Origin of the sequence: Sorangium sp. So ce448 (genome assembly GCF_051520915.1) — a bacterium.
Taxonomy (GTDB): Bacteria; Myxococcota_A; Polyangia; order Polyangiales; family Polyangiaceae; genus Sorangium; species Sorangium cellulosum_B.
Genome location: NZ_CP150343.1, coordinates 10732809 through 10750679 on the forward strand (window position 1 = coordinate 10732809; position 17871 = coordinate 10750679).

The following is a 17871-nucleotide window of genomic DNA, read 5'->3' on the forward strand; positions in this document are numbered from 1 at the left end:
GCCCCTGTTGCCGTAGCGCTCGCGGCGCGTTCTCGGACGGAACCGCGCCTTCTCGTGACGTTCTGCTATCCTCCGCCGCCGTGATTGTGGACCAGCCCCCCACACCTGCCCCTCACGAGGCTCCGGAGGACCGGGCCACGTTCGGGCTCTCCGCCTTCGATCCTCGCCCGAGCCTCATGGCGCCCGCCATCGCGCCGGCCGCCTCGGCGGCGCCGCACGTCTCGGTGGTCGTCCCGGGGCTGAACGAGGCGGAGAGCCTGATGGAGCTCGCGCAGCGGGTGGATCAGGCCTTGAAAGGGCGCTTCTCCTACGAGCTCATCTTCGTGGACGACGGCAGCACGGACGACAGCTGGGGCGTCATCTCCAGGATCCGCGCGGAGAACCCGGTCGTGAAGGGGATCCGGCTGCGGAAGAACTTCGGCAAGGCGACGGCGCTCACGGCCGGCTTCCGCAAGGCCAGGGGCGCCGTGGTCGTCACGATGGATGCCGATCTCCAGGACGACCCGGCCGATCTGCCGAGCTTCATCGCCAAGGTCGAGGAGGGCCTCGACGTCGTGGTGGGCTGGAAGGTCAACCGCCTCGACCCCGCCAATCGCCTCGTCCTGTCCCGGATCTTCAACGGGACCGTCCGCGCGGTCACGGGCGTGAAGCTCCATGACATGAACTGTGGCTTCAAGGCCTACCGTAGCGAGGTGCTGCGCACCATCCCGATCTACGGAGATCTCTTCCGGTACATCCCGGCGCTCGCCGCCTGGCAAGGCTTCCGCGTCACGGAGATCCCGGTGCGCCACCACGCCCGCAAGTACGGCGCCTCGCGCTACGGACTGGAGCGCATCCTGCGCGGCTTCTTCGACCTGCTCAGCGTCATGTTCCTGACGCGCTACTCGAAGAAGCCGATGCACCTCTTCGGCCTCATCGGCCTGGTCTTCGCGGCGACCGGCGTGACCATCAACGCGTATTTGACGTTCCTCTGGCTGCTCGGTCACAAGATCGGAGACCGGCCGCTGCTCCTCCTCGGCGTGCTGATGATCCTCCTCGGCATCCAGTTCTTCTCGATGGGTTTCATCGGCGAGTTCCTCACCTTCCAGATGCAGCAGCGCCACCTGGCAGACGAGCCGCCCATCCGCGAGGAGTTCGAGTGATCTCCGCGCCTCGCCTCGATCGGTCCTCGGTCCCTGCCTCCGGGCGCCTCGCCTCTCTTCAGGCCCTCTGCTCCGCGGCGCCGCGCTGAGCGCGCGGCCGGGGTTCGCCGTCGTGAGCCGCACCGCCCTGCGTGCCCTCGTCCGCCTGATTGGCCCGCTCTTGCTCGTCCTCGTGGTCATGCGCATGGACGACCGGGACGCGGTGCTCGGCGCGGTCGTCTCGGCCTCGGCTGGCCCGCTCGCGCTCGCGGCGGCGCTGAACGTCCTCAACATCCACCTCAAGGTGGTCCGCTGGGACGCGCTGCTGCGTGCCCGGGGCATCGTTTATCCGCTTCGGCGTGCGTGGAGCGCCTACGCGACGTCGCTCTACGTCGGCATGCTGACCCCCGGGCGGGTCGGCGACCTGCTCCGGATCCGCTACCTGCGCCACGACCTCGGCGTGCCTTACGCGGAGGGGCTGGCCACCGTCGTGATGGACAGGCTGTGTGATCTCTACGTGCTCGCCGCGTTCGTCGCGGTCGGCGTCGCGCGTTACAGCGCCGTGATCGCCGGCCGCCTGGCCTGGCTGACGTGGGGTGGAATCGCCCTCACGGTCCTGGCGCCCCTCGTGTTGCTCATCCCCGGGCTGGCCGAGCGGCTGCTGCTCGCCTTCTCGCGCAAGCTCGCGAAGGATCCGTCGGAGAGCGCGGAGCCCGGCGCGGCGAGCCGCTTCCTTGTCGCGCTGCGCGCTCATGTCGGGCGCGGGCTCCTCTTCACGCTCCCGGTCACGGTGGCGACGTTCGTCGTCAACTTCGCGCAGGGCTACCTCATCGCGCGCGCCCTCGGCGTACCGCTGTCGCTCTTCGACGTCACCTGCTTGCTCGCCATCGCGAACCTGCTCGGTCTCTTGCCGATCTCGATCGCCGGCGTAGGTGTCCGAGAGTTCTTCTTCTCCCTCGTGTTCCCTTCGCTCGGCTTCACCGCCGAGCACGGCGTCAGCTTCGGCCTGCTGGTCTTCGCCGTCATCTACCTCATCGTCGTCGCCGTCGGTTTCGTGAGCTGGCAGCTGGCCCCCCCGCCCACCTCCCCGGCCCCTTCCACCCCCGGATCCGGCTAGTTCCACGCACCAGGAGTCCGGCGAGGGATCCGGAAAGAGAATTCAACGCCAAGGCGCAAAGACGCCAAGGCGCGAAAAAGAACAGAATTCTTGCATTTTTGCGTCTTTGCGCCTTGGCGTCTTTGCGTTGAATTCTCTCCCTCTCCGCTCGCGAGGCAGATCCCTGGCAGGATTCTGCCCCGCGGTACTAGAGAGAAATAGGGGTCGTGAGCCGAAGAGGCTCCCCCTCGAAGGCCGGCACCCGCGCCGCGGCGGCCCGGAAGGCGTCGACCACGCATGCGCCGACCTCGGTCCCGGCGAAGGGCGCCCCGTCCAGCGCCACGTCGGCCTCGCCGCTCGGCGCGAAGGTCACGGTCACGCTACCCTCCCCGCTCGGCCCGTCGGGCTGCCAGCAGCGCTTCGCCCGGACGCGGCCGTGCTCGAGCGCCGCGCCCGCGGCCTTGCCCACCCGGACGCGCGCCCCGTCGACCCGGCTCGACAAGGCGTCGTACCCCTCGTGAGAGCGCAGCGACACCTCGGCGGAGGGGGGGTACGCCCCGCCGCGCTGCAGGCAGTGCGAGGGGCGCACCATCGCATAGCCCGTCGCGGTGGCGAAGCTGCACACCGCGAGCGCCACCAGCAGGGCCCGCTGCCCGCCGCCCCGGCCGAGCGGCCCGTCGGGCGGCCCATCATCGTCCGATCCGTCACGCAACCGCTCGACCTCCGCACGGATCTCCGCGATCTCCGCGTCCCGGGCGGCGAGCGCCGCATCCCGCTCCTTCAGCTTGGCTTCGAGGGTTTCGATGCGCGCGCGAGCCGCATCGAGATGATCCCGGTAGTGCGACATGGCGCCATTCTACCGCGGGCCGCGCGTCGCGCCCTGCCCTTCCCGCGCGCTCACGTCGTTCCGCGTCGTTACACGTCCTTCCGCGTCCTTTCGCGATGTTCCCCCCGCTCCTTGACAGCGGGGGGTGGGGTCAAGTAGCCGAGGACCCGCCTCACCTATGCTAGAGAACCACCGCACCAGGCTGAACAGCGCGCTCGCCAAGCTCGACGGCGCCCTCGAGCGGCTCGCACGCGCCGCCTTGACCCTGGCGCCGTGGCCGATCCTCTACGGCATGAGCATCGCCGTGACGGCCTGGGTCTTCATCCACCCGAGCCGGCACGCGCAGCTCGACACGAACAAGCTGACCGAGGTGGAGCGCCGCTGGATGGCCGGCGGCGCCGTCGCCGCCATCGTGGGGGTCGCGCTCGCCTACTTCCTCGTGATGCTGGCGCGGCGGGTCCGCACCCGCTCGTGGGACTTCGTGGGCACCGTGGGCCGCCTCAACCGCGCCCTGATCCCCCTGCTCGCGCTCCCGTTCGTCGCCGCGCTCAAGCTCCCGAACATCGAGAAAGACAGCCCGAAGAGCACGATCTTCTTCGTCGCCCTCGCCGCCCTCGCCACGGGCGCCGGCGCCTACGCCTGGGGCCGCCGCGCGCGGCTCTCGCCCGGGCTCGACGATGTCGACGATGCGTCCGAGCTCGATGGCGCGCCAGCCCGCAAAGGCCGCGCGCTCGCGACGGTCGCGCGGTGGCTCCCGCCGCTGGCCCTGCTCGCGATGTGGACGGGCTACACGCTCTTCTTCTCCCGGCTCGCGATCACCAACCACCGCGCGCTGCACACGAGGACGCCCGACCTCGGGTACTACGACAACATCTTCTACCAGACGATCCACGGACGGCCGCTCGGCTGCTCCTGGCTCAAGGCCGGTTACCACGGCTCCGCGCACTTCGACCCGATCCTCATCCTGCTCTCGCCGCTCTACCTGATCTACCCGAGGGCGGAGTTCCTGCTCATCCTCCAGTCCGCGTGGCTCGGCGCCGGCGTCGTGCCCGTGTACCTGCTCGCGCGCGACAAGCTCGCTCACCGCGGCAAGGCGCTCCTGCTCGCCGCCGTGTGGGCCATCTATCCGGCCCTGCACGGCGCGAACATGTACGAGTTCCACTCGCTCGCGCTGATCTCGCCGCTCGTCGTCTGGCTCCTCTACTTCTACGAGACCGGCAGGGACAGGCTGTACTGGGTCACCCTCGCCGTGCTGCTGCTCTGCCGGGAGGACGTCTCCCTGCTGATGTGCTTCATCGGGCTCTACGCCATCTTCGACCGGCGCTCCGTCGGCAGATCCCGCCTCGGCTGGGTGACCATCGCGACGAGCCTCGTCTACTTCGTCATCGTGAAGCTGTTCTTCATGACGTCGGCGGGCATCATCATGTCCGGCAAGGACGCTTATTCGTTCGCCTATTACTACGAGGAGCTCATGCCGAACCGGAGCGGGCTCGGCGGCATGCTCGTCTCCCTCCTCACGAACCCTGTCTTCGCGCTCAAGGTCCTGCTGGAGGAGCCGAAGATCATCTTCCTGCTCCAGCTCTTCGTCCCCCTCTGCTTCCTGCCCTTCCTCGCCAAGCCCGGGCGCTGGATGCTCGCCTACGGGCTCCTGTTCTGCCTGCTCGCCTCGCGCGACGCGGTGTTCTCGATCCACTTCCAGTACTCGTCGATCCTCTTCCCCATCGCGTTCGTGCTGACGCCGATCGCGCTCAAGCGGATCGAGGGCTCCGGGCCGACCGCGTACTACGGGCTCGACGGGCGGCGCCTGTCGCGCGCGCTGCTCGCCGCCATGGTGGTGGCGGCCGCGCTGATGTCATGGAAGTTCGGCGGCCTCGTCGAGAACGCGTCGTTCAGGGGCGGCTTCTCCCGCGTGGCGCGCAATCTGACGCCCGACCAGGAGGCGACCTACGCCTGGGTCCGGCAGCAGGTGGAGGCGATCCCGAAGAGCGCCATCGTCGGCGCGACGAGCAAGATGGGACCGCACGTGTCGAACCGGAAGGAGGCCTATTTCTATCCGGGCGACCGCGCCGCGACCGTCCAGTACGTGCTGCTCGACGAGGGGGAGCTCAAGGGCAAGGACCTGGAGCGCCACAACGCGGCGGTGAAGCGCGGCGAGCTCGAGGAGCTCAGCCGGCTGAAGAAGATGGCGCTGTTCAAGCGGGTGAAGCCGCCGTCGAAGGCGCAGCCGCCGGCGCCGGCGGCCTCCGACGAGCCCCCTACCGGAGACCCGCCCCCGGAGCTACGAAAGCTGGACCGAAAGGGCGGCGGCGCGCCGCCTGCGCCCTCCACCACCGCGGAGCAAGATGAAGACCCTCCTCCTGGCCCATGACTTCAACGCGACCTCCGAGATCGCCCTCGACACGGCGATCGAGCTCGCCCGCAAGCTGTCCGCGAAGATCGTCGTCGCGCACGTGTACAGCGTGCCCATCTACAGCTTCCCGGAAGGCTCGTCCCTGATCCCCTCGGCCGAGGACGCCGCGCGCATCGCCGATGCGGCGCAGCGGAGCCTCGATCAGGTGCTCGAGCGCCGGCGCGCCACGCCCGGCGTCGAGATCTCGGGCGTGCTGCGCGCCGGCGTCCCCGACGAGGAGATCTGCCGCCTCGCGGACGAGATCGGCGCCGAGATGATCGTGATCGGGACACACGCGCGCGGGGCGGTCGCGCGGGCTCTGCTCGGCAGCGTGGCGCAGCGGGTGGTGAGATCGGCAAAGGTCCCGGTCCTGTCGATACGGGGACCACAACCGGCCTGATGTAGGTGACATCACGAAACGATCGGATTCGGTGTCCGGCGCCGCCAGATCGGGCGTTAGAAATTTCCCGACTTCCTGTCAAATGCGTCCTGCCTCGACGACGAAACCTCGTTGAAACATCGGGCACGTTACCCCGGTGCCATGAAGATCGACACTGGGGATACGGCCTGGCTCCTCGCATCGACAGCCCTCGTCCTTTTCATGACGCCGGGCCTCGCCCTGTTCTACGGCGGCATGGTGCGCCGCAAGAACGTGCTCGCGACGCTCATGCACTCGTTCGCCGCGCTCGCGGTGATCTCGGTGCAGTGGGTGGCCATCGGGTACTCGCTCTCGTTCGGGACGTCGCACGGTGGGCTCATCGGCGGGTTCGACTATGTCGGTCTGCACGGGATCGCGATGGCGGAGCGCGGCACGGTGCCGCACATCGCGTTCGCGGCGTTCCAGATGATGTTCGCGGTGATCACGCCCGCGCTCATCGCGGGGGCGTTCGCCGAGCGGATGCGGTTCTCGGCGTACCTGGTCTTCATCCTGCTCTGGTCCACGCTCGTCTATGACCCGGTGGCGCACTGGGTGTGGGCGGAGAAGGGCTGGCTCTTCGAGATGGGCGCGCTCGACTTCGCGGGCGGCACCGTGGTTCACCTCGCGGCAGGCGTCTCGGCGCTGATCTGTGCGCTCGTGCTGGGCAGGCGCACGGGATATCCGCACGAGCGGCACGTGCCGCACAACCTGACGATGACCCTGACGGGCACGGGCATCCTGTGGTTCGGGTGGTTCGGCTTCAACGCCGGCAGCGCGCTGACGTCGGGCGGGCTCGCGGCGCTGGCGCTGCTCGACACGCACCTCGCGGCAGCGGCGGGCGGCGCGGCGTGGCTCCTCGTCGAGTGGGCGCAGCGAGGCAAGCCGACCGCGCTCGGCGTGGCGTCCGGCATCGTGGCCGGGCTCGTCGGGATCACGCCCGCGGCCGGGTTCGTGGCGCCGTGGGCCGCCGTCGTGATCGGCCTGCTCGCGGGCGTGGTGTGTTATGCGGCCGTCGTCTCGAAGGAGCGCCTGCGCTACGACGACTCGCTCGACGCGTTCGGCGTCCACGGCGTGGGCGGCCTCCTCGGCGCGGTCCTCACCGGCGTCTTCGCCGAGAAGGCCCTGAACGAGGCCGGCCGTGACGGCGTGATCGCCGGCAACCCGGGGCAGCTGGTCCCGCAGCTGGTCGGCATCGCGGCCGTCGGCCTGTACGCCGCGATCGTGACCTTCGTGCTCCTCAAGCTTGTCGACAAGCTGATCGGCCTGCGCGTGCCCGAGAGCGACGAGCGCGAGGGCCTCGACGCCACGGAGCACGGCGAGACCGGCTACGCGCTGTAGCGACGCAGAGGGGGGCAGCCACAGACCCAGGTCGACAAGAGCTCCCGGCCGCGCTCGTCCTCCCGGTGAGGAGGCATACGCGCGGCCGGGGGTGCCGTCGTTGTTGCCTCCCCCCGGGCGCACCGCTAGAGCGACGGACGGTTCGAACCGAAAGGCGCCGAGAGCGCCAAGAGAGCTCGACAATCTCTTGGCGCTCCCGGCGCCCTGACGGTTTCTATGCTCGAACCGAACGGTGCTCCATCTTGCGCCGAACCTTCCCCCTGGGCGCGCGCCACGAACGAGCGCCCCGTCATCACGGAGCAGACAGGCATGAGCGGCCATTCGAAGTGGGCCACCATCAAGCGCAAGAAGGGCGCGCTCGACGCGAAGCGCGGCAAGCTCTTCACGAAGCTGATCAAGGAGATCACCGTCGCCTCGCGCATGGGCGGCGGAGACCCGAACGGCAATCCGCGCCTCCGCAAGGCGATCAACGACGCCAAGGGCCAGGCGATGCCCGCCGACACGATCAAGCGCGCCATCCAGCGCGGCACCGGCGAGATCGAGGGCGCGAACTACGAGGAGATCCTCTACGAAGGGACAGGGCCCGGCGGGACGCTGTTCCTCTGCGAGGCGATGACCGATAACCGGAACCGCACCGTCGCCGAGATCCGGAAGATCTTCGAGAAGAACAACGGGCAGCTCGGCGCCGGCGGCTCCGCGCAGTGGGCCTTCGAGAGGAAGGGGATCATCCTCCTCGCGAAGGACGCGGCGACGGAGGATCAGCTGATGGACACCGCCGTGGGCGCGGGCGCCGACGACTACAGCGACCAGGGAGAGGAGTGGCAGGTGCTCTCCAGCGTCGACGTGATGGACACCGTCGTGAAGGCCCTCGAGGACGCGAAGATCGCGGTGAAGTCGAACTCCGCGGGCTACGTCCCCAAGACCAAGAAAGAGGTCGCGGGCCGCGACGCCGAGGTCTGCCTGAACCTCGTCGACTCGCTCGACGACCACGACGACGTGCAGAACGTCTACGCCGACTTCGACGTCCCCGAAGAGGAGCTCGCGAAGCTCGAGGGCTGATCCCGCGGCAGGCGCGGGCCCGTCACGGCCGCCAGATCGGGAAGCTCACGATCGCCCACGAGAAGAACGCGTGGGCGAAGACCGCCGGCGCCAGGCGCCCGGTCCGGTGCACCACGCGACCCCACACGATCGAGCAGCCGAAGCCCGCCGCGACGAGCAGCGGGTTCGGCCCGGCCACCGGATCGCCGAGCAGGAAGAGCGTGGGGGCGTGCGCGGCGGCGAACAGCGCGCTCGACAGCAGCCACGCGGCGCCCCGGCCGAGCGGCCCCTCCAGGGCGCGGAGGACGAGCCCGCGCCAGACGATCTCCTCCAGCGCGGCGATGACGAAGACGAGCGCGCCGACGAACACGCGCGCGTCGGCCGAGGGGTCGCCGAGCTGGAGGTACAGGCGAAGGACCCACGCCTCGCGAGGCGAGCCCCGCGGGGCGAGCAGCAGCTGCACCGCCATGGCGAGGCCGTAGAGCCCCGCCGCGACCAGGGCGCCGCGCGCGAGATCGCCGGACTGGGGGCGGAGCGCGGCGCGGAGCTCGCCGCGCCGGCGGAGCCACATCACGGTGATCGCCGTGAGGGCGGCGTAGAGCGCGCCGAGCGCCGCGAGCATGGCAGGCGCGCCCGCGCGGCCGGGATCGAACGCGAACGAGACGGCGAGCGCCACACAGGCGGTGACGGACGCGGCGATGAGCGCGGCCTCGCGGCGCGATGAGCGCGGCGGTTCGCGCGGATCGATCGCCAGCGGATCGCGCGACGGGGCCGGGGCGGCCGAGCCAGAGGCAGCCGGAGGAGCCGCGGCGGAAGGAGCCGCGGCGCGGTCTTCACCCGGGCTCATCGCGCGCTCGCCTGACCCGTCCGGCCCGTCTGACTCGTCCAACACAATTGCAAGACCCGGTCGAGGATGCGGTCCGCGAGCGCCGGCTTGGGCAACACGCCGAGCGCGTCGGCGGCGTCGCCGGTCACGATCGTGGCGCGGTTGTCGTCCCGGCCGAACGAGTCCGCCGCGTGGTTGGCGACGATCATGTCGACGCGCTTGCTGGCGAGCTTGTGCCGCGCATAGGCGATGACCCCCTCGTCCGTGGCGGTCTCGACCGCGAACCCCACGAGCACCGGCGAGCGCGCACCATCGGCGCCGGCAGCATCCGCCAGCCCGCCGCGCGCCGCGCCGATCTCCGCCAGCAAATCAGGGTTCGGCACGAGCGGGAGCGACGCGAGGTCGGGGGTCCGCTTCAGCTTGGTCGCGTGCTGCTCGGCCGGCCGGTAGTCGGACACGGCGGCCGTCATGATGAGCGCGTCGGCGCCGCGCAGGTCCTCGCCGAGCGCCTGCCAGAGCGCGCCGCGCATCGAGAGCGCGCCGCGCACGTCGACCCGGCGCGCGCCCGGCGGCGTGGAGAGCGACACGGGGCCGGCGATGAGCGTGACCTGCGCGCCGCGCGCCGCGGCCCGCTCCGCCACGGCGAAGCCCATCTTGCCGGTCGACCGGTTGCCGAGGAAGCGCACGGGATCGAGGTCCTCGAGCGTGGGGCCCGCGGTGACGACGACGCGCAGGCCCTCGAGGTCGCGCCGGGCGAGCCCCGAGAACGCCGCGGCCGCGATCGCCGCCGGCTCGGCCATGCGCCCGAGGCCGCGCTCGCCCGAGGCGACCTCGCCGAAGACCGGACCGACGAGCTGCACGCGCCCGTCGGCCTCGAGCGTGGCGACGTTCCGCGCCGTCGCGGGGTGAGCCCACATGCGGGGGTGCATCGCCGGCGCGGCGAGCACCGGCCCCCGCGCGCACAGGGCGAGCGCCGTCACGAGATCGTCGGCGCGCCCCGCGGCGAGGCGGGCGATCACGTCGGCGGTCGCGGGCGCGAGCAGCACGAGATCGGCCTCGGCGGCGAGCGCGACGTGCAGCTCGCCCGCAAAGCCGGGATCCCACATGGTGTCGCGCACCGGCTCGCCGCAAAGCCCGCTCAGCGTCATGGGCCCGAGGAACTGCTGCGCCGCGCGCGTCATGATCGGGAGCACGCGCGCGCCGCCCTGGATCAAGAGCCGGGCCACCTCGGCGGCCTTGTACGCGGCGATGCTGCCCGAGACGGCCAGCGCGACGGTCGGCCGCCCGCCTCCGGGGGCTTGGCCAGCGGGCGACTCGGGTCGAGGTGCGGGAGATGACGGCGTTCGGCCAGACATGGCGCAGGTGCCAGCGTGGGTCGTGGGGTCGGTCCGGCGTCCACCCTGGCACGAAAATCGCCGATCGTACACGGCCACGACACGGTACACGCTGCGCCGCGGGCGGATGATCCGGGGCCGCGCTGCGGGCAGAGAGCTCGTGCTGGTATGCACCTCCGCGCGCCAACACGCGCCAACGCGCCAACGCGCCCGCGCAGCAAGAAACCCGGCTGATTTTTGGGGCGTGACAGTGGCATCACCCACCGGGAGCGCGTAATGGGATGAGCTCCTTCAGAGGAACACGACAACGATGGCAAGCACCGTCCTCACCGGCATCAAGCCCACCGGAACGCCGCACCTCGGCAACTTCGTAGGTGCGATCAAGCCGGCGCTCGCGCTCGCAGGGACCGCGTCGAACGCGCTCTACTTCGTCGCGGACTATCACGCGCTCAACCTCATCCACGACGCGCAGAAGCTCCGGAGCCTGGTCCACGAGGTCGCCGCGACGTGGCTCGCGCTCGGTCTCGATCCCGAGAAGGTCATCTTCTACAGGCAATCCGACGTTCCGGAGATCTTCGAGCTCAGCTGGATCCTCTCCTGCTTCACGGCGAAGGGGCTCATGAACCGCGCCCACGCCTACAAGGCGGCTGTCGCCAAGAACATGGAGTCCCGGGCCGGGGCGTCGAGCGCCGCGGGCGCCGAGGACAGCGACGACCTCGACGCCGGGATCAACATGGGCCTCTATGCCTATCCGGTGCTGATGGCGGCCGACATCCTCCTGTTCAAGACGAATGTCGTGCCGGTGGGCAAGGACCAGGTCCAGCACATCGAGATCGCCCGCGATGTCGCGCAGCGCTTCAACGCGATCTACGGCCCGACCCTCGTCCTGCCCGAGGCGCGCATCAGCGCGGAGACGGCGGTGATCCCGGGCCTCGACGGCCGCAAGATGAGCAAGAGCTACGACAACACCATCGCGCTCTTCCTGCCGCCGGAGAAGCTGCGCAAGACGATCTTCAAGTACAAGACGGACTCGTCGCCCCCGAGCGAGCCGAAGGATCCGAACACCTCGCCGCTCTTCCACCTCTACCGGGAGTTCGCCACGCCCGAAGAGGCGGAGGCGCTCCGCGGCCGCTACCAGAGCGGCATCGGCTGGGGCGAGGCGAAAGAGGCCGTGTTCGAGGTGCTGAACCGCGCGCTCGAGGAGCCGCGGCGCCGCTACGCCGATCTCATGGCCAACCCGGCCCGCATCGACGCCCTGCTCCTGGAAGGCGCCCAGCGCGCGCGAGCGCTCGCGGGCCCGACGCTCCACGAGGTGCGCCGGGCGATCGGCGCTCGCTGAAGGCCGCGGCGGCGGAGGACGAGCGCAGCTCGCCGGGGCCAGCGCGCGGCGAGCGCCGCCGAGCAGCCGCCGCCGGCCTCGTTCGAGGCCGCCCGCTCAGCCGCCGTCGCTCGTCGTCTTCTTCTTCTGGTTCTGGTCCTGGCGTCGCTTCTTGCCCTTGCCGCCCTTCGCCTCGTCCCCCGCGGGGTCCCGCTGGCCACGGGCTTCCGGCGCCGCCGCGCCCGGGGCGTGCGCGACGGCGATCCCCTCTGCGGGCGGCGCGTCCTCGCCGCGCGCGCGGCCACCCTCCCCCTCGGCGCGCTCCTCCCCCTTCGCGCGGAACGTGCCGAACCCCGCGCGCTCGGTCCAGCCGCGCTCGCCCGTGAGCCCCGGCTCGCGGCTCTCGACGGTGCCGCCGCCCGGCTCCGGGCCGGTCGCGCCTGGCGTGCGGACGTCCGGCCCCTGCGTCACGACGAGGTACTCGTCCGCCACGTACTCGGGGTGATTGTCGTCGGCCGTCTTGGCCTCGGGGTCGCGCGGGCCGCTCCCGACATGGACGATCTGCGCGGTCGGCGGGTAGCTGTCGCTCCACTTCTCCCGCACCGCATAGGCGCCGTCGCGGACGACCCGCGAGCTCGTCGTCTTGAAGCCGGGGATGCCGCGCTGAGCGAGCGCCCGCTTCCCTTCGGGCAGCTTCGGCGTCGGTCGCTCCAGCTCCTCGAACGGGATGACCTCGTCGATGCGACGGAAGTACGTGACCGTGAGCTTGCGCGAGGGCCCGAGGATCTCGGCGCGCACGACGCCGCCGGCCACCGTCTCGTGGAGCACGATCGGGAAGTCGAACGGGTTCCTGAAGCGGTAGTTGATCGTCGGGTAGACGACGGTCGCGTCGAGGCCGAGCTTGATGTAGTAGCTCGGGCGGGAGTGCGGGTAGCGCTCGACGATCTCGAGCCCCGCGAAGAACGCGGCGCCGTGGAGCGTGCCCGAGATCTGGCAGGTCCCGCCGCCGAGGCCGTCGACGAGCTCTCCCTGGGCGATGACCGGGGCGACGCGGTACCCGTGCGCCTCGTCGCGCGGGCCGACCGTCTCGTTGAAGTCGAAGATCTCGCCCGGCATGACGACCACGCCGTCGAGCTTGGACGCGGCGAGCCTGAGGTTGTACGTCCTCTCCTTGGATCGCGCGCCGGTCGCGTAGCGCGTCTCGAAGTAGCCGAGCACCTGATCGAACTTGACGTTGCCGAGCTGCTCGGCGACGAGCTTCGGCGCGATCGTCTCGACGCTGGCCTGCGCGGTGTCCTCGCCCGCCCGGAGGGCGGCGTCGATGCGCGCGAGCGTGCCGTAGACGTCCAGCCGATACCCGATCTTCTCGGGCTTGAGCTGCTTCGTCTCGAGGTCGACATACGCGTCGACCGCGGGCGCGTCGAGCTCGACCTTCAGGTCGAGCAGCTTGCTGATCGCCCGCTCGGAGTCGAGGAGGAGCGGGATCGGGATGTCGAGCGGCGCGTCCTCGTCGCTCTTGTCGCCATCGCCGGCCCGCTCGTGCGCGCGGCGGAGCGCGCTCTCGGGGCGGAGCGCCTCGCGCACGAACTCGGCGAGGCGGACCCGGTTGATCTCGACGCCGAGATCGTTGCGGCGGAGCGCGCGCGCGGAGCCGTCGGGGAGCACGATCCGGATCTCCCCGGTGGCGTAGCGGCGCACGAGGTCGAGCGCGTTCGCCACCACGTCGCCGCCCGTCGGGACCGGCACCTGCGCCACGCGGAGGACCGGCGGGGGCTTGGGGCCGTCGTCCGGCGGGGGCGGCAGCACGAGGTAGGTGATGACCAGGCCGCTCGTGACGAAGATCGCCACCAGCGCGGCGAACCGCCAGAGCTCCGGCGAGCGGCGAAGATCCATGCGAGGGCGGCCATCTTGAAAAGCGTTGCCCGAACCGTCAAGCGAACGCGGGCGCGCGGCGCGGCTACGGTGCGGGCCGCGTCACATCGGAGCCGCCGCGCGGCGCCTTCGATGCGGCGCGCGCGGCCCTGAGGACCGGCTCCTTGATCGAGCCCGCCCCGGGCACGAGCTGAGAGCCCCGCTGGCGCGGCGGCCCGCTGTGCGGCGAGGAGCGCAGGAGGAGCGCGCCAGCGAGCACCACGAGGACCACGAGGCCGACGGTCGCGGGGACGAGCCAGCGCCGCGCGTGGCCCTCGCCGGACGTCGGCGCCGGCGGAGCGCCCTGCGGTGGGCCGGCGCCGCGCTCCGCGCTCGCGCGCCCGGGCTGAGGGGCGGCTTGCGGCGAGCTCTGCTGTGGCTGCGGATAGTCGGAGTCGATCGCGCGCTCGCGCGCGATCTGCACGGCCTCCTGGATCGCGGCGCGCCGCCGCTCGCCGCGCGGGCCGAGCATCTGCTGCATCAGCGCGGCGAGCTCATCCGAGGTGGCGATGGGCGTCGCTGGCGACAGCTGCTCGATGGACTGGCGCAGCTCGGCCATCGTGGCGAAGCGCTCGTCCCTCGGCTTCGCGAGCATCCTCATGATGACGCGCCCGACGTCCTCCGGGAGCGACGGGACGAGGGTCCGCGGCGGCTCGGCTGCCGCCTTGTCGCAGATACGGCGCACCGTCGCAGGATCGTTCTCGGCGTGGAAGGGGTGCTTGCCCGTCACGAGCTGATAGAAGACGATCCCGAGCGTGAACACGTCGGTGCGCCGATCGATGGGCTCGCTGCCCGCCTGCTCCGGCGACATGTACGCGTACTTGCCCTTCACCTGGCCGACCTGGGTCCGCTGCAGGTTCGAGGCGGCCTTGGCGACGCCGAAGTCGAGGATCTTCACCGACCCGTCGTATCCGACCAGGATGTTTTGCGGCGAGACGTCGCGGTGGACGAGGCCGACGGGCTTGCCGTCACGGCCACGCAGCTCGTGCGCGGCGTGCAGGCCGAGGGCCGCCTCGGCCACGATGCGGAGCGCGAAGCGGAGCGGCAGGCCGCCGCGCGCCTTGCTCTCGCGGAGAACCAGGTTGAGCGGCTCGCCGTCGATGAGCTCCATCACCTGGTAGAGGACGCCGTCCTCCTCGCCCGCATCGATGGTCTCCGCGACGTTCGGGTGATGGATCTGCGAGACCAGGGTGGCCTCATCGAGGAACATCGCCTCGAAGTCGGGGTCGTCGCTCAGCTCGGCGCGCAGCAGCTTGACGGCGACGATCCTGGGGAGCTGGCCGCCCGTTCGAGCGGCCCACACCGAGGCCATGCCCCCGAGCGCGATGGGGACGAGGAGCTCATAGCGACCGAGCGTGTGGCCAGCGCGTACTTCTCCCATGGTGCTCACGTGCCGCGTAACCCCGGAGCGAGGCAGTGCCCGCCGGGAATCGAGCCCGCCGAGCGCGGCCCGCCGCGGCCCGCCCACGACGTCGGGTCCGCGAGAAGCGCTCGGTGTGCCAGGTGGTGCTCTTGATCGAAAAATGACCGCGTGCGCCCGGATTGCGACCGGGCGCCTGGTGTTCGGATCGTCGCAGAGAACGCCTTGGCGCTCAACCCGGAACGCCGTTCAGGTCGCAGCGTGATCTTTCACCGATCCACCGAGGAACGGGCCCGGTCGCGCTCAGCGCGTGAGCCCCCGTGCCTTGGAGAGATCGCCGGTGTCCTCGGCCGGCGCGTCTGGCTGCGAGGACTCGGGAGACGGGATGACCTTGCGCAGCGCTGACAGGTGTCGCTTGGTGACCCCTGTCACCGCCAGGATCTGAGCGTCGGTCGCGCGACGCACTCCTTCCATGGAACCGAGCTCCCGGAGGAGCGCCGTCCTCACGGCACTGCCAAGCCCTGGGATGTCCTCGATCTCGGACCGGAGGCGCCGCGCCTTGCCGAGCCGCTTGCGTGCGTGGTTTGCGAAGCGGTGCGCCTCGTCGCGCGCGCGCGCAAGGAAGAAGAGGGCGGAGCTCGTGGATCGGAGCGGGATACCGTTCTTCTGGCCAGGCAGGTAGACGCGGTCGACGAGCTTCTCTCCGGTCTGCGTCTCCCGCTCCTTCGCCAGACCGACGATCGGGAGGCCGTGCAGGCCGAGATCGCGCGCCGCCGACAGCGCCACCTGAAGCTGGCCGCGCCCACCATCGACGACGAACAGATCGGGAAGATCCCACTCGCCTCCCCCGGCCTCGGCGCGCCTCGACACATCACCCCCCGAGCCGGCGCTCTCTCGCTCCGCGGCAGCGGACACCGCCGTCCCTTCCGTGCCTTCCGTCTCCGGCGGAGCGTCGCTCGCTGTTGCCAAGGCGATGTCCTCGCCAGCCAGGTCGCCCTCCGTCGCATCGCTCTCGAGCGCGTCGCTCTCCGCCGGATCGCTCTCCATCATGTCGCTCTCGGTGACGCCCTCCATCACGTCGCTCTCGGGCGCGCCTTCGGTGCCGAGGGCGGCCTCGCTGTCTGCGGTGGACGCGGGGTTCGCCTGGCGGGCGGCCTTTCCGCGGCGGAAGCGCCGTGAGAGCACCTCGTACATCGCGGCGTAGTCGTCGCCGTCGGCCACGCTCTTCACGTTGAAGCTGCGGTAGCGCTTCTTGTCCGGCTGACCATCGAGGAGCGCCACGATCGATCCCACCGTGTCGCCGCCGCCGAGATGCGAGATGTCGCAGCACTCGATGCGACGCGGGAGCGTCGGGAGACGAAGGCGCTCCCTGATCTCCTCGAGCCGGGCCTCGAGATCGTCGGAGCTCCGCTGCTTCTCCCGGAACGCGTGAGCCGCGTTCTCGTTCGCCATCTTGATCAGATCGACGCGGGGCCCGCGCTGAGGCACGAAGAGCGCGACCTTGCGGCCGCGCCGATCGCCGAGCCACTCCGCGACGCCCTCCGCGCCGTCCGGCAACACCGGCACGAGGACCTCATCGGGGATCGTGGTGGACGCGACGCCATAGTACTCGTTCAAGAAGCCGCCGAGCACCTCGTCGTCCGGCAGCTCCATGTTGCGGAGCGAGAAGGACAGCGTGTCTGTCACGCGCCCCCTCCGCACCAAGATCACTTCGACCTCCACGAGCGTCCCCTCGCGGTAGATGCCCACCACGTCTTGATCGACGTCCTTCACGTAGACGACGCGCTGGGCCTCGCGCACGGTCTCGACCGCCCGGAGCTGATCGCGGTAGATGGCGGCGCGCTCGAACTCGAGCTCCCGCGACGCGTCCCGCATTCGCGTGGTGAGCTCACCCGTGAGCTCGTCGTGGCGCCCTTCGAGGAAGAGCGCGACCGAGCGGACCATCTCCGTATAGAGCTCCCGGTCCACATCCATCACGCAGGGCGCGAGGCAACGCTTGATCTGGTACTGCAGGCAGGGGCGCCGGCGCGACGCCATCTCGGTATCGGAGCAGGTGCGGAGCTGGAAGTGCTTGTTGACCAGGTGGAGCGTCCGCCGCGCGCTCGTCGCCGAGTGGTAGGGCCCGAAATAGCGCGCCTTGTCCGGGGCGGGACGGCGGACCGTCTCGAGCATCGGCCACGCCTTCTGCGTGTCGAGCTTGAGGCAAAGGAAGTCCTTGTCGTCACGCAGCTTGACGTTGAACCGCGGCTTGTGCTGCTTGACGAGCTCGTTCTCGAGTACGGCCGCTTCCTTCTCGGTGGCGGTCACCACCGTCTCCAGATCGGCCACGATCTTCCGGAGTATCGGGATGAAGTACCTGGCGTCGCTCCCGCTCTCCTGAAAGTAGCTGCGGACGCGCGAGCGCAGGCTCTTCGCCTTGCCGACGTAGACGACGGCGCCGGCCTTGTCGATGAACAGATAGCAGCCCGGCGTCGTCGGGAGCGACGCGAGCTTGGCGGCGAGGAGGGCTTCGGGATCCTGCTTGGCGCTCGGGTTGACCACGGCCGGAACGATCTAGAAGTCGCGCGCGCCGGCAGCAAGCGCCGCGATCACGGCTCCTCCCGTGGAGAGCGGCCGACACGGCCCGCGCCGGTTCTCCTTTACATCTAGAAAAACGCCGTCATGTGACGCGGCGCCGCTCGCCCCGGAGCGACGGGGCAGAACGCCCAGGTCGAGATGTCGGGCGGCGAGCGCCCTGATCACGAGAGCCGCGCAGCGCGCGCGAGCGCCCTGATCACGAGAGGCGCGTGTCGACGCGCGCCTCTCGTGAGGCAACCCGATTCACGGTGCGCCGCCGTCACGCGTCGCGCGATCGCCCGTGTAGGAGGCGGCGCTGGCGACTGCGGTGATGGCGCGC

General features: G+C 70.6%; 13 protein-coding genes. 7 read left to right on the plus strand and 6 right to left on the minus strand.

The annotated features are described in order from the left end of the window. Window positions 1–80: 80 nt before the first annotated feature. Together WMF45_RS40525 and WMF45_RS40530 are read left to right on the plus strand one after the other, a co-directional pair. Window positions 81–1142, plus strand: coding sequence for a glycosyltransferase family 2 protein (locus WMF45_RS40525; protein WP_437711446.1), 1062 nt, complete (start codon window positions 81–83; stop codon window positions 1140–1142). A 112-nt stretch (window positions 1143–1254) separates the two neighbouring features. Then, the gene (locus WMF45_RS40530; protein WP_437711448.1) at window positions 1255–2238 is read left to right on the plus strand and encodes a lysylphosphatidylglycerol synthase transmembrane domain-containing protein; all 984 of its coding nucleotides are present in this window, start codon (window positions 1255–1257) and stop codon (window positions 2236–2238) included. Between the two features lie 187 nt (window positions 2239–2425). Here the strand turns inward: WMF45_RS40530 and WMF45_RS40535 are convergent, their stop codons facing one another. After that, on the minus strand, window positions 2426–3064 hold the full coding sequence (locus WMF45_RS40535) for a hypothetical protein (protein WP_437711450.1): 639 nt from the start codon (window positions 3062–3064) through the stop codon (window positions 2426–2428). 157 nt (window positions 3065–3221) lie between these two features. Between WMF45_RS40535 and WMF45_RS40540 the strand changes: the two genes are divergently transcribed. From WMF45_RS40540 to WMF45_RS40555, 4 genes are all read left to right on the plus strand, one after another. Further along, window positions 3222–5411 carry a DUF2079 domain-containing protein gene (locus WMF45_RS40540; protein WP_437711452.1) on the plus strand — a complete coding sequence of 730 codons (2190 nt, stop codon included), beginning with the start codon at window positions 3222–3224 and terminating at the stop codon, window positions 5409–5411. Beyond that, window positions 5386–5832 (plus strand): universal stress protein, encoded by a 447-nt coding sequence (locus WMF45_RS40545; RefSeq protein ID WP_437711454.1) that lies wholly within the window; start codon window positions 5386–5388, stop codon window positions 5830–5832. Before WMF45_RS40540 ends, WMF45_RS40545 begins: the two co-directional genes overlap by 26 nt. 141 nt (window positions 5833–5973) lie before the next feature. Next, a complete protein-coding gene (locus WMF45_RS40550; protein ID WP_437711455.1) occupies window positions 5974–7188 on the plus strand; it encodes an ammonium transporter in 1215 nt (404 codons plus the stop codon). Between the two features lie 309 nt (window positions 7189–7497). Continuing rightward, entirely contained in the window at window positions 7498–8247 is a 750-nt protein-coding gene (locus WMF45_RS40555; protein WP_437526015.1) for a YebC/PmpR family DNA-binding transcriptional regulator, read from the plus strand. A gap of 22 nt (window positions 8248–8269) precedes the next feature. On the opposite strand, the gene WMF45_RS40560 is transcribed toward WMF45_RS40555, so the two are convergent. Continuing rightward, window positions 8270–9073, minus strand: coding sequence for a CPBP family intramembrane glutamic endopeptidase (locus tag WMF45_RS40560; RefSeq protein WP_437711457.1), 804 nt, complete (start codon window positions 9071–9073; stop codon window positions 8270–8272). After that, window positions 9070–10407, minus strand: a complete 1338-nt coding sequence (coaBC, locus tag WMF45_RS40565) for a bifunctional phosphopantothenoylcysteine decarboxylase/phosphopantothenate--cysteine ligase CoaBC (protein WP_437711459.1) — start codon at window positions 10405–10407, stop codon at window positions 9070–9072. The genes WMF45_RS40560 and coaBC overlap by 4 nt, the downstream gene beginning before the upstream one ends. A gap of 289 nt (window positions 10408–10696) precedes the next feature. Between coaBC and WMF45_RS40570 the strand changes: the two genes are divergently transcribed. Beyond that, complete coding sequence (locus WMF45_RS40570; RefSeq protein WP_437711461.1) at window positions 10697–11725, plus strand: tryptophan--tRNA ligase; 1029 nt, start codon at window positions 10697–10699, stop codon at window positions 11723–11725. 96 nt (window positions 11726–11821) lie between these two features. Here WMF45_RS40570 and WMF45_RS40575 read toward each other — a convergent pair whose 3' ends face one another. The 3 genes from WMF45_RS40575 to uvrC all read right to left on the minus strand — a co-directional run bounded on the left by WMF45_RS40575 (window position 11822) and on the right by uvrC (window position 17516). Next, window positions 11822–13597, minus strand: coding sequence for a VanW family protein (locus WMF45_RS40575; protein WP_437711463.1), 1776 nt, complete (start codon window positions 13595–13597; stop codon window positions 11822–11824). Window positions 13598–13661: 64 nt separating this feature from the next. After that, window positions 13662–14996, minus strand: a complete 1335-nt coding sequence (locus tag WMF45_RS40580; RefSeq protein ID WP_437711465.1) for a serine/threonine-protein kinase — start codon at window positions 14994–14996, stop codon at window positions 13662–13664. Window positions 14997–15278: 282 nt separating this feature from the next. Then, window positions 15279–17516 (minus strand): excinuclease ABC subunit UvrC, encoded by a 2238-nt coding sequence (uvrC, locus tag WMF45_RS40585; RefSeq protein WP_437711467.1) that lies wholly within the window; start codon window positions 17514–17516, stop codon window positions 15279–15281. Between the last annotated feature and the right edge of the window lie 355 nt (window positions 17517–17871).

What these genes read in the sequence shown, in the direction of transcription:
- WMF45_RS40535 (WP_437711450.1), bottom strand. Translation starts at nt 3,064, where the DNA reads ATGTCGCACTACCGGGATCATCTCGATGCGGCTCGCGCGCGCATCGAA.
- WMF45_RS40540 (WP_437711452.1), top strand. Translation starts at nt 3,222, where the DNA reads ATGCTAGAGAACCACCGCACCAGGCTGAACAGCGCGCTCGCCAAGCTC.
- WMF45_RS40545 (WP_437711454.1), top strand. Translation starts at nt 5,386, where the DNA reads ATGAAGACCCTCCTCCTGGCCCATGACTTCAACGCGACCTCCGAGATC.
- WMF45_RS40550 (WP_437711455.1), top strand. Translation starts at nt 5,974, where the DNA reads ATGAAGATCGACACTGGGGATACGGCCTGGCTCCTCGCATCGACAGCC.
- WMF45_RS40555 (WP_437526015.1), top strand. Translation starts at nt 7,498, where the DNA reads ATGAGCGGCCATTCGAAGTGGGCCACCATCAAGCGCAAGAAGGGCGCG.
- WMF45_RS40560 (WP_437711457.1), bottom strand. Translation starts at nt 9,073, where the DNA reads ATGAGCCCGGGTGAAGACCGCGCCGCGGCTCCTTCCGCCGCGGCTCCT.
- coaBC (WP_437711459.1), bottom strand. Translation starts at nt 10,407, where the DNA reads ATGTCTGGCCGAACGCCGTCATCTCCCGCACCTCGACCCGAGTCGCCC.
- WMF45_RS40570 (WP_437711461.1), top strand. Translation starts at nt 10,697, where the DNA reads ATGGCAAGCACCGTCCTCACCGGCATCAAGCCCACCGGAACGCCGCAC.
- WMF45_RS40575 (WP_437711463.1), bottom strand. Translation starts at nt 13,597, where the DNA reads ATGGATCTTCGCCGCTCGCCGGAGCTCTGGCGGTTCGCCGCGCTGGTG.
- WMF45_RS40580 (WP_437711465.1), bottom strand. Translation starts at nt 14,996, where the DNA reads ATGGGAGAAGTACGCGCTGGCCACACGCTCGGTCGCTATGAGCTCCTC.